Origin of the sequence: Hamadaea tsunoensis DSM 44101, from assembly GCF_000428945.1 — a bacterium.
In the GTDB taxonomy this organism is placed as follows: domain Bacteria; phylum Actinomycetota; class Actinomycetes; order Mycobacteriales; family Micromonosporaceae; genus Hamadaea; species Hamadaea tsunoensis.
In genome coordinates this window covers 224,635-235,180 of sequence record NZ_AUAX01000016.1, presented here as the reverse complement: position 1 = coordinate 235,180, position 10,546 = coordinate 224,635, and the positions used below count along the sequence as shown (strand labels likewise).

The 10,546-nt window shown below is 73.6% G+C and carries 12 protein-coding genes; 5 read left to right on the top strand and 7 right to left on the bottom strand.

The genetic code is table 11. The annotated features are described in order from the left end of the window. Window positions 1-474 precede the first annotated feature (474 nt). Together G401_RS47705 and G401_RS0123050 are read left to right on the top strand one after the other, a co-directional pair. Entirely contained in the window at window positions 475-999 is a 525-nt protein-coding gene (locus tag G401_RS47705; RefSeq protein WP_034592694.1) for a SigE family RNA polymerase sigma factor, read from the top strand. Next, on the top strand, window positions 996-2,189 hold the full coding sequence (locus G401_RS0123050) for a hypothetical protein (RefSeq protein ID WP_027344364.1): 1,194 nt from the start codon (window positions 996-998) through the stop codon (window positions 2,187-2,189). Before G401_RS47705 ends, G401_RS0123050 begins: the two co-directional genes overlap by 4 nt. A gap of 53 nt (window positions 2,190-2,242) precedes the next feature. On the opposite strand, the gene G401_RS0123045 is transcribed toward G401_RS0123050, so the two are convergent. From G401_RS0123045 to G401_RS0123020, 6 genes are all read right to left on the bottom strand, one after another. Further along, entirely contained in the window at window positions 2,243-2,629 is a 387-nt protein-coding gene (locus G401_RS0123045; RefSeq protein WP_027344363.1) for a VOC family protein, read from the bottom strand. 28 nt (window positions 2,630-2,657) lie between these two features. Beyond that, window positions 2,658-3,386, bottom strand: coding sequence for an ATP-binding protein (locus G401_RS58635; protein ID WP_407636908.1), 729 nt, complete (start codon window positions 3,384-3,386; stop codon window positions 2,658-2,660). A 319-nt stretch (window positions 3,387-3,705) separates the two neighbouring features. Beyond that, entirely contained in the window at window positions 3,706-4,200 is a 495-nt protein-coding gene (locus G401_RS56825) for an STAS domain-containing protein (RefSeq protein WP_034592691.1), read from the bottom strand. A gap of 82 nt (window positions 4,201-4,282) precedes the next feature. After that, complete coding sequence (locus G401_RS0123030; RefSeq protein ID WP_157546173.1) at window positions 4,283-4,567, bottom strand: hypothetical protein; 285 nt, start codon at window positions 4,565-4,567, stop codon at window positions 4,283-4,285. Beyond that, window positions 4,564-5,364, bottom strand: a complete 801-nt coding sequence (locus tag G401_RS47690; protein WP_051367007.1) for a hypothetical protein — start codon at window positions 5,362-5,364, stop codon at window positions 4,564-4,566. The genes G401_RS0123030 and G401_RS47690 overlap by 4 nt, the downstream gene beginning before the upstream one ends. Before the next feature lie 60 nt (window positions 5,365-5,424). Continuing rightward, window positions 5,425-6,345, bottom strand: coding sequence for an NAD-dependent epimerase/dehydratase family protein (locus G401_RS0123020; RefSeq protein WP_027344361.1), 921 nt, complete (start codon window positions 6,343-6,345; stop codon window positions 5,425-5,427). Window positions 6,346-6,507: 162 nt separating this feature from the next. Between G401_RS0123020 and G401_RS56075 the strand changes: the two genes are divergently transcribed. Then, window positions 6,508-6,798: a hypothetical protein gene (locus G401_RS56075; RefSeq protein ID WP_157546170.1), complete on the top strand. Its 291-nt coding sequence runs from the start codon at window positions 6,508-6,510 to the stop codon at window positions 6,796-6,798. A 62-nt stretch (window positions 6,799-6,860) separates the two neighbouring features. Here the strand turns inward: G401_RS56075 and G401_RS0123010 are convergent, their stop codons facing one another. Beyond that, window positions 6,861-8,687: an acyltransferase family protein gene (locus tag G401_RS0123010; RefSeq protein ID WP_027344359.1), complete on the bottom strand. Its 1,827-nt coding sequence runs from the start codon at window positions 8,685-8,687 to the stop codon at window positions 6,861-6,863. A 146-nt stretch (window positions 8,688-8,833) separates the two neighbouring features. Between G401_RS0123010 and G401_RS0123005 the strand changes: the two genes are divergently transcribed. Together G401_RS0123005 and add are read left to right on the top strand one after the other, a co-directional pair. Next, window positions 8,834-9,571: a 2-phosphosulfolactate phosphatase gene (locus tag G401_RS0123005; protein ID WP_027344358.1), complete on the top strand. Its 738-nt coding sequence runs from the start codon at window positions 8,834-8,836 to the stop codon at window positions 9,569-9,571. Continuing rightward, the gene (gene add / locus G401_RS47685) at window positions 9,568-10,464 is read left to right on the top strand and encodes an adenosine deaminase (RefSeq protein WP_034592765.1); all 897 of its coding nucleotides are present in this window, start codon (window positions 9,568-9,570) and stop codon (window positions 10,462-10,464) included. The genes G401_RS0123005 and add overlap by 4 nt, the downstream gene beginning before the upstream one ends. Window positions 10,465-10,546: the final 82 nt, after the last annotated feature.

Here is a 10,546-nt window from a genome sequence, read left to right as displayed (position 1 = left end):
CCGGTCGGGGGTTGGCGCGAAACGGCGACCGGGCGACGGTGGATGATGCTTCGCCCCACTCAGGTGGCAGTGGAGTCCCCGGAGCGCAGCGATAGGGGCGGAACGGTCTCCCGCGGGAGGAGCGGAGGTGAGATCGACGAACCCGGGACAAAAAAGATCTTGATCTGCGGGCGATGGCCCGGGCCTCGATCAAGTGCCCGGATTCTGTAGTAGTTGATCTCCATGGTTTGATCAAGTTCCCTGGAGCTGCGGAATCGGCCTGTTTTCTGCAGGAATCGGGAACTTGATCAAGCCTTCGCGTTGTGAACGAGTGGCCCGTTGAGTGGCCCTGCCCGCGGGTGAGGTGGCATTCCGGCCCACGCTGCATGAACGTTGACGCCTAAAAAGATCTTGATTTTCTGATTCCCCACACTGCAACCCCCCACGGGTCCGGGATCGACAGAAGGGTGGGCCGGACAGCGGGGAGGACACAACATGCGAGCCGACGTCGAACGCGAGTTCGTCGAGTACGTGACCGGGCGGATGCCGCGCCTGCACCGGGCGGCGTACCTGCTGTGCGGGGACGCCACCCGGGCCGACGACATCGTCCAGGCCACGCTCGTCTCCCTGTACGCGAAGTGGGGCCGGGCCCGCGGCGCCGACAACATCGAGGGCTACGTGCACCGCATCCTGGTACGCCGGTTCCTCGACGAGCGCCGGTCGGCGTGGGCGCGTGTCGTGCTGTCCGACAGCCTGCCCGAACGCCCGGATCCCGCCGGTACGCCGGTCGAGGACCGCGATGCCGTGGTGACCGCGCTGCGGGGCGTACCCCGGGGTCAGCGGGCTGTCGTGGTCCTGCGGTTCCTGTGCGACCTGTCGGTGGAGGAGACCGCCGAGGCGCTGGGGTGCTCGACCGGGAACGTCAAGAGCCAGTCCGCCCGCGGCCTGGCGACACTGCGCGAACTGATGGGGGGCGTACCGGTGACGGCCGCCCGCGTGGGGAAGGTGGAGGAGCGGTGAGCATGAACGAGGACGACGCGCGTGAGCTGCTGCACGCGACGGCGGCGCCGGTGTCCGGTGTGGACCTGGAGACGGTGGTGCGCGCCGGGCGGCGTCGGCGTACGCGCCGGCGCGTGGCCGAGGCGTGCGGCGGGGTGGCCGTGATCGCGGCGGTCGCGGCGGCGGTCACGGTTCCGGCGGCGGTACGCGACCATGCGCCGGCCACGCCGGGGGCGGCGGATCCGGCCGCGGTGATCGAGCAGGCGGCGGCGTCCGGCGCCAGCCCGTCGCCCGTCGCGGTGACCTGCCAGGGGCGGGAACTGGCGGTGCCGTCGGGCGCCCAGGGTGTCACCGTGACCGCGATCGACCCGTCCGGCCGGTACGTGGCCGGGTGGTCGGTGCACGGCTCCGGGTCGCTGCCGATCCTGTGGACCGACGGCGTACCGGCGAGGCTGGACGTGGGGGCGCCGTCGGCCGAGATCGGCGCGGTCAACCGGTCCGGCGCGGCGGCCGGCGTCGCGAGTTCGGCGGACTTCGCGACCGAGTGGGTGTTCCGGTACGAGCACGGGCACGCCACCAAGCTGAACGGGCTGCCCGGGCGGTGGCACTACTACCCGCAGGCGTACCTCAACGATGCCGGGTACGTCCTGGTCAACGCCGAGCCGCAGGGCAACAGCGGCGGCGTCGGGGGCGTGACCCTGCTGTGGCGGCCGGGCAGCACGACGGCCGAGAAGCTCCCGCTGCCCACGGGCACGAAGAACTCGGCGGGGATCTTCGGGATCACCGACGACAACACCATCGCCGGCGGCACGTACGCCGACGGCGCCGGCCGCGACGCGTACGTGTGGGATGTGCAGGGGCACGGGCGGAAACTGGACGCGCCGCAGGGCACGACCGCGGTCGCGTACGCGGTCCGGGGCGACTGGGCCACCGGCGGCGTCTGGCGGGCCGGCCATGACGGCACCCTGGCGGTCTGGAACATCCGCACCGGTGCGGTACGCGTGCTGCCGCAGGAGATCGGCACCGACGTGAACGCGCTGGGCGCCGCCGTCAACAGGACCGGCAAGGTGTTCCGGCCGGACGGGGTGGCCACGCTGCCCCCGCTCGCGAAGGGACAGTCCGTCCACGGCGCCTTCATCGCCGACACCGGGACCGTCGTCGGCGACGTGTCGAGCGGGCACACGTCGATCCCGGCGATCTGGACCTGCTGAGCGTCCGCGCCAGTCGGCATGTCACAGCAGGGCCCGGCGAACGCCGGGCCCTGTCACGTACGCCGTCGCTGCACGAGCTCGACGGGATTGCCGTCCGGGTCGGCGACCCACGCCACGCGCAGGTTGCCCAGCCAGTCCTTCGGCGCCGACAGGCTCGGCGCGCCGGCCGCCACGAGCCGCGCGTACGCGCCGTCGGTGTCGTCGGTCCACAGCACGATCTCCATGCCCCGGGCGTCGCCGCCGAGATCGAGCCCGTGATCGGCGACGGCCGACGCGGCCGACGCCACGCCGATCGTGAACCCGTCGAGCCGCAGCTCCACATGGATCGGTACGCCGTCGCGGGGCGTACGGAAGGTTTCGCGGAACCCGAAGCCGCAATAGAACGCGACCGCGCGGAGCACGTCCGCGGAGTAGATGTTGACCTGCGGTGCGGTGAACATCGCCCGACGGTAGCAGGGCCGCGCTTCCTCACCGGCCGGCCGTGTACAGCCGCAGGTCGGCGGTGACCGGTGTCGCCACGCGGACGGTGAACCCCGCCGGCGTACGCCACGTGTCGAACTCGTCGCACGCCTGGCGGACGAGCCACAGCCCCGCGTGCGCCCGCCGCCCGTCGGATTCGGGCACGTATCCGGCGAGCGGATCGGTGAACCCGCGGCCGCGATCGGTGACGCGGCCCTCGATCCACGCCGCCGACGCCCACACCGTGAGGTCGACCGGCGGAATCCCGTGCAGGTACGCGTTCGTGAGCACCTCGTTGACCGCGGCGACGAAGTCGGTCCGGACGAGCGCCGGCACGTCGCGCAGGGCCTCGGCGAGCCGGGCGCGGATGCCGGCGACCTCGGCGAGCGTGACCGAACCCGCGATGTGCAGCACGGGGGATCCGGCCGGTTCCGGTAGGGCGGGGCCGTTCCCGAGCCCGGCCGGCAGCACGTCGCGGTACGCCGGATTGGGCACCGGACCGTCGGCCGTGAGCAGCCGCGGATGCGTACGCCGAACTGTCTCCAGGACCGGGCCGAACATCGACCGCGGGTACGCGCACACGGTCGTCAGCGCGCACGAGGCGAGTGCGAACCCGCAGGCGGCCTCGTAGTCCGCGGCCCGCCGCCAGGCGACGCGGGTGGTCCCGACGTCGGGCTCGGCGATGTACCAGACGCGTGCGGCGGCTGCCTGTTCCGCAGTCGAGCGCTCGGCTGTCAGAGGCGCGGCTGTCGGCGGCACGGCTTTCAGGGGCTCGGCTTTCAGGGGCTCGGCTGTCAGGGGCACGGCTGTCGGCAGGACGACTGTCTGCTGGGCGGCCTGCCGAGCCGTATGCTGCGAGGTCTGCTGATCCGTCTGCCGGGTGGCTTGGCGGGCCGCTTCCTGGGCGAGGCGTCGCTGGGCCGCGAGGGCCACCGCCGGTCTATTGTGGACGACCGGCGGGTCCGCCCGTACCACTCTCCGCAGTCCGGGCAGCCGTCCGCGGACCGCCGTGGCGAGCATGTCGCCGTGCTCCGGCCGGCCGGCCAGCACGACGACGTCATCCGGGCCTGCCTCCGCCCGCAGTGCGGCCACGACGGCGGCGCACAGCTCGCCGGTGTCGGCGTACGGCAGCGCGTCGTGGTGGTGACTGCCGCTCATCGGTCCCGCACCTCCTGTACCTCGACGGGTCCCACCCCGCCGGTGTCCTACCGTCCGGCCCGGCGAGCCGCCCGGCCACCGGGATGCGGGCGTCCACGTCGATCCGGTCGAGGATCAGCCGCGTGGACTGGCCGGGCCCGACGACCACCCGGATCGGGATCGAGGCACGCCGGGCGGCCTCGACGGTCCGCGACAGCGTCCGGACCCCGGTGGCGGCGAGGAAGTCCAGCCGCCGCAGATCGAGCAGGAGCAGCCGCCCGGGCGCGACCGCGGCCAGCACCCGGACCATCGCCTGATCGCACGCCGGCGCGGTGAAGGCGTCCAGCGAGCCGGTGACGGTCAGCACGATCGCGTCCGCGAGATCGGTACGCGTGACCGCGAAGCACGTTCCCACCGTCGCGCCACAGCCGTCCTGTTCACGGCTTTTCGATTCACAGCCGTTCGATTCACGGCTGTTCGGTTCACAGTTGTTCGGTTCATCGGGGCGGCGCTGCATCGCCTGGCCCTTCCCGGACGGCGTACCGGTGGGTCGCCGTGCGTTCCTGGATCACGCGTTCCTGGATCAGCATTCTCGCCTGGATCAGCGGTCTCGCCTGGACCGTCACGGGTCCGCCCTGCTCGACTCCGGTGCTTCCGGCAGGCGCGCCCGGCTGGTACGGGAACGACAGTACGCCCATCGGCCGCCCGTCGCCGCTGGTCAGGGAGTACGCGTACGCGGACCATGGCACGTCAGGTGCCAACGGGAGGTCGGTGTCATTCACCGCGGCGGTCGTGGGTGCAAGGTCGCGTCGAAGTCGGCGAACAGCTTCTCGGGCACCGGTCGGCCGGTCCGGCCGGCCAGCTCGATCCACAGCTCCCGGCCGCGGCGCCACGCAGCCGCGAGGGCTTCCCGGACGGCGGCCGCGTCGGCGGTGGCGGCGACGGCGGCGACCGCGCCGACGGAGGGCCCGTCGAGATCGGTCTCCGCCCGGCGGGACGGCGTCAGCCAGGTGTGCGTCTGCCCGGCCGCGAGGCGGCTCATCCAGAGCAGATGCCGCTGGACGTGGGTCAGGGCGTCGAGCGCGCGCAGCAGTTCGCCCCGGGCGGCGACGTGGTGGGCCAGCAGCAGCCAGTTCGCGAACCGCCCGCAGAGTTCCTCGACCGCCGGCCCGCCCACCGGTACGCGGGCCGCGTCCGGCAGCGAGGTGAGTGCCGCCCGCAGCGCGCCGGTCCGATCCAGGATGATCATCCGGTCGACGGGCGCGCTGCGCGCTGGCCACTGTGCGACCGCGGCGATCTCGTCGGCGGCGGCGAAATGGAACTCGCCGCGTACGAGGCCCGGGAAGAAGACCACGTGGGTGCCGAACTCGTTGACCACCACGTGCCGGATCTCGCCGATCCGGTCGAGCCAGGCCCGCGCGGCCGCCGGGTCGGGCCGCCCGAACAGCCAGAACTCGACGTCGCTGTGCTCGTCGCCGCAGCCCTGCGGAAAGGACCCGTAGGTCAGGGCGGCGACGAGGCCGTCATCGGCCAGGCAGAGTTCGCGTACGCGTTCGATCAGGTGTTCCTGCGGCAGCACACGCCGACTGTAGCCGCGAAGCCGATCATGGCCCGAATCCCGATCAGGGCGGAGCGCCGGTCACGGGGCGAACGTCTCGCGTACGGCGTCGTCGAGGGGGCGTCCGGTCGCCGGTTCGACGAACAGGTCGATCAGCATGAGCCGGTCGACGTGCCGGACGTTGATGCCGGCTTCCTTGCCGCCCAGCGCCTGGAGCGCCCCGCCGAGTCTCATCGCGCCGCGGGCGATCGCGGCCGGCAGGCGCCGGACCCGGCGCGGCCTTCCCACGGCCGCCGCGATGCCGCCGATCAGGTCGTGCCAGCTCTGGTTCTCGTCGGCGATCGGCAGGTCCCCGCCGTCGCGCTGCTCCAGGGCGGCGACGGCGGCCTCCGCCACATGCCGCGCCGAGGTGGCCGCCGAACCGCCGGGCGGTGCCAGCAGCGGCCAGCCCGAACGCGCCCACCGGTCCAGCGGTCCGGCCCAGTTCGGCAGGCGGCCGCCGCTGATCCCGGTGCCGACGCCGTACACGAACGGCAGCTCGATCACCGCCACCGGCAGGTCGGGCCCGGCGGCGGCACGGCCCTCGGCGGCCTGCTCCAGCCGGCAGCGGATGTAGGTGTGCCGCTCCGGCAGCGTCCACTCCGGATGATGCCGGTGGAAGTACGTGTAGTACGAACCCATGAGGACACCCCGCGTCAGTCCTTCCGCCCGGGCCGCGGTGAACAGGCGTACCACGGGGTCTACGAGGTCGCGGCGGAACACCGGGTAGAGCGGCTTCTTCAGCGGCGTCTGCTCATCGGTACGCGCCGCGTACACCACCCCGTCACAGCCGCGCAGCACCGGTCGCAGCTCGTCGACGGTGGCCGTGCCGATGTCGGCGACGTGGTCGACGGCCGGTCCCGGCGTACGCGCGACCGTCCGGGCGGTGTGCCCGCGTTCGCGGAGAACGTCGACGACATGGGAGCCGATGAGGCCGCTGCCGCCCACCACAAGAATGTCCACGCGGGAATGGTCCACTCCGGACCGGGGACCCTGTCAAGTCCGGCGGGGCGGGCGACCCGGGCGGTACGCCGAAGCCGGGGTCCCGGCCCGCCGATTCGAACTCGCGACCGGGCCGAGCGGAGGAGAATCGGTGACGGGGAGGGCTTTCAGGGGGTGTGAACCATGTACGGAACAGTCATGATCGGCAAGTTCAAGGGCGACCCCGCGGAGATGTTCACGGCGTCCGAGAAGTGGAACGCCGAGCGGCACGTCGACGGTTATGTGCGTACCGACGCGCTGACGGGCGACGACGGCGAGACGGTCGTGGTGGCCGTCCAGTTCGCCAGCAAGGAGCAGTACATGGCGCTGGCCGACGACCCCGAACAGGACAAGTGGTACCAGACGGTGATGGCGCCGATGCTCGACGGCGAACCCACCTGGATCGACGGCACCTGGGTCACCACCACCGCCTGATCGGCCGCAGCGCCTGACCCCCGCCACCCCGACTCCCGCCACAGAGCGGGAGGGGGAGCGGGTCAGCGGGGGCCGATGGCGATGGCGTCGGTGATGAGCTGGGCGAACGCTCTGGCCCCGGCCGGCTGCAGGTGCGTCTGGTCGTACGCGAACCAGCCGTCGTGGCCGCGACTCGCCCGGGCCCAGTCCGCGATCACCGCGTTGGGATGCCGGGCGGCCACGCTCGTGAGGACCGAGTTGTTGCGCCGCCCGTACGCCTCCGGGATCTTGTCGGTCACGAGGACGACGAGGGTCCGGTCGGCCAGGGTGGCCAGCAGCTGGTCGACGTCGGAGGGGCGCAGCAGGCCGTTGTCCCCGGCGTGCACGACGACGACGTGGGCGAGGCGGCCGCGGCTGCGCGCCTCGTAGACGCGGCTGAAGATCAGGTCGGGGGAGGCGCTGACGGTCGCCAGGCAGCGGATGCGCGGCATGGAGGCCGACATCGCGTCCTGCGCGCCGAGCATCACCGAGTCGCCGAACGCCGAGATCGGCCCCTGCACCCACGACGGGTGCTGGAAGATCGGCCCGCCGGCCGGCGCGGGCGGGGCGGACGGCAGCGGAGCGGGGGACGGGTCCACGGCGGGCATCGTCGCCGTGACCGGCGGGGGCGGGTTGCTCAGCGGCAGGGCCGCGGCGACCAGCGCGACGACGCCCGCGCAGACCGCCAGCGTGCGCGGACGCAGAAGCGGCACGGTCGTAGTTTGCACAGTCGCAGTTGGCACAGTCGTAGTCGGCGCAGTCGTGGGTTCTGGGTGCCAGATCGGACGGGTCACGTACTTGTGGGTGGCGGCGGCCAGCGCCACCGCCGCGGGTACCGCGACCGCCGCGCGGGCCGTGCCGACGACGCCCAGGTCGGTCAGCAGGGCGATCACCGGCCAGTGCCACAGGTAGATCTCATAGCTGCGTACGCCGATCCACCGCAGCGGCGCCACATCCAGCAGCCGGCCCGGCAGCGACCCCGGCCGCCCGGTCGCCAGGACCAGGCCGAGGGCGGCGATGCTCAGCAGCAGGAAGCCGCCCCGGTAGAGCCCGGGGCTGGACTGGTCGGCGGTGAGCATGGCGGCGGCCAGGACGGCCAGGCAGCCGAAGCCGGTGGCGTCGGTGAGCCACGGGACCGGCTCGACGATCCGGCGCCGGGGCAGCCACGCCGCCGCGGCCGCGCCGAGCAGCAGGCCCATCGCGTGCGTGTCGGTGCCGTAGTACACCCGGGACGGGTCGGCGTTGAACGGGACGTCGCGGGCGATCGCGAGCCCCGCCATCGCCGCGGCCGAGGCGAGCGCGCCCGCGAGAGCCAGACCGCCTGTCCACGCGTACCGGCGAAGGGCGTACCGGCGAAGGGCGTACCGGTGAGGGGCGTCTGGGTGATGGGCGTCTGGGCGGAGGGCGTACCCGCGGAAGGCGAGGGCGACCACGCACGGCCAGAGGAGATAGAACTGCTCCTCGACGGCGAGCGACCAGAAGTGGCGCAGCGGGGAGGGCGGGCCGGCGGCGACGAAGTAGGACGCGTCGCGGGTGATCTCCCACCAGTTGGTGGCGAAGGCCAGCGCGGCCAGGACGTCGCCGCGCAGCTGGCCGCCCTGGTGGCGCCAGAGGACGAGGCCGGCGGCGACGCACGCGACGACGACCACGACGGCGGCGGGCAGGATGCGCCGGGCCCGGCCGGCGTAGAAGTCGCGCAGCCGCAGGTCCGTACGCAGCAGCCGGCGTGTGATCAGGAAGCCGGACAGGACGAAGAACAGGTCGACGCCGAGGAAGCCGCCGGGCAGCCAGGGGGCGTCGAGGTGGAAGGCGACGACGGCGGCCACCGCGAGCGCGCGCAGGCCGTCGAGGCCCCGCAGGCGAGTGGTCATCCGGTCCCCCTTCCCGGAGGACTAACGGACGCCCGCTTCGCGAGGTTTCCCCGATCCGCGAGATTCCCCGATCCGCGACCTGCTCTCGCGGAGACCACTGTGGACTGTGTCCGGAGCGCTCTCGGCCGGTCGGCTAGAGTGACCTCATGATCAACCCGTACGCGCAGTCCGGTCACCGCGTACGCCTCGACTGGGGCCCGGTGGGCGCGCGTACGGTCGGCGCCGGGGCCCGGTTCGTGGCCGTCGTGGACGTGCTGTCCTTCACGACCACGCTCACCGTCGCCGCCGACCGGGGCGTCGAGGTGTTCCCGTACCGGTGGAAGGACGAGCGGGCCGCGGCCTTCGCCGCCGAGCGCGACGCCACGCTGGCGGTCGGCCGCTCGGTGCCCGGCCAGGTGAGCCTGTCCCCGGCCACCGTCCGCGCCGCGGAGTCGCTGACGCGGCTGGTCCTGCCGTCTCCCAACGGTTCCACGATCGCCCGCGTCCTCGCCGAGCTCGGCACCACCGTCCTCGGGGTGTCGCTGCGCAACGCGGCCGCCGCGGCGGCCTGGGTCGCGGCCCGGCTCTCCGAGGACGACTTCGTCGCCGTGATCCCGGCGGGGGAGCGCTGGGACGAGGACGGTTCCCTGCGCCCGGCGGTCGAGGACCTCTGGGGCGCCGGGGCGTTCGTCGCGTACCTGCCGGCCCTCGGGCGCTCACCCGAGGCGGAGGCCGCGGCCGTCGCGTACCGGCAGGTCGAGGGGCGCATCAGCGAGGCCCTGCACGACTGCGCCAGCGGCCGCGAGCTGATCGGCCACGGCTACCCGCTCGACGTCGCGATCGCCGCCGAACTCGGGCAGAGCGCGGCCGTCCCGGTCCTGCGCGGCGAGAGCTTCCGCGCGTGACCCGCGCCAACCTGCACCTGCATCTCACCGGCTCGATGAGGACCACCACCCTCGTCGAGTACGCCGACCGCCTCGGCCTGCCCCAGCCGCCCCCTCTCGATCCCGCGGGTACGCACACCTGGCCGGAGTTCCAGCGCCGCTACGACCTGGCCCGGGCGGTCCTGCGGACGGCCGAGGACGTGGCGCGGGTGGCCCGGGAGGCGATCCAGGACGACGCCGCCTGCGGCGCGGTGTGGACGGAGATCCAGATCGACCCGACCTCGCTCGCCCCGGTGCTCGGCAGCCCGGAGGCGGTCGTCGAGGCGGTCCTGGCCGGCGTCGATCCCGGGCGCGGCAGCGTGATCGTCGCGTCGAGCTGGGCACGCCCGCCGGAGCACGCCGAACGCCTGGCCGCCCTCGCCGCCCGGTACGCGACCCGCGGCGTCACCGGCTTCGGCCTGTCCCACGACGAGCGGCTGGGCCGGGTGGCCGATTTCGTCCCGGCGGCGGCGATCGCGGCCGCGGCCGGGCTGCGCGTCGTGCCGCACGCCGGCTTCTACGAGCCCGCCGGCCACGTCGCGGACTGCGTACGCCTGCTCGGCGCCGACCGCATCGGCCACGGCATCACGGCCGCGACCGATCCCGCCGTGCTGGACCTGCTGGCGGACCGGGGCGTCACGATCGAACTCTGCCCCACCTCGTACGCGCCGCTCGGCGTCGTGCGCGGCGTCGAGGAGATTCCGCTGCGGGCCTTCCTGGCCGCGGGGGTCCCGGTGGCGCTCGGCACCGACGACCCGCTGCTGTTCGGCGGCACCCTCGACGACCAGTACGCGCTGGCCCGCGACGTCCTCGGCGGCACCCCCGAGGAGCTGGACCTGCTGGCGCGCCAGTCCCTGGCGGCGGCGAGCCGCTGAACGCGGCCGGGCCGCCGACGGGACCCAGCCGACGGGAATCAGCCCGACTGGGAGCCAGCGGACCGGGAGCCGGCGGACCGGG

Bases quoted from the DNA above. Each gene is read 5' to 3' on its own strand.
- G401_RS47705 (WP_034592694.1), top strand. From the start codon at position 475: ATGCGAGCCGACGTCGAACGCGAGTTCGTCGAGTACGTGACCGGGCGG.
- G401_RS0123045 (WP_027344363.1), bottom strand. From the start codon at position 2,629: ATGTTCACCGCACCGCAGGTCAACATCTACTCCGCGGACGTGCTCCGC.
- G401_RS56075 (WP_157546170.1), top strand. From the start codon at position 6,508: ATGTACGGAACAGTCATGATCGGCAAGTTCAAGGGCGACCCCGCGGAG.
- G401_RS0123010 (WP_027344359.1), bottom strand. From the start codon at position 8,687: ATGACCACTCGCCTGCGGGGCCTCGACGGCCTGCGCGCGCTCGCGGTG.
- G401_RS0123005 (WP_027344358.1), top strand. From the start codon at position 8,834: ATGATCAACCCGTACGCGCAGTCCGGTCACCGCGTACGCCTCGACTGG.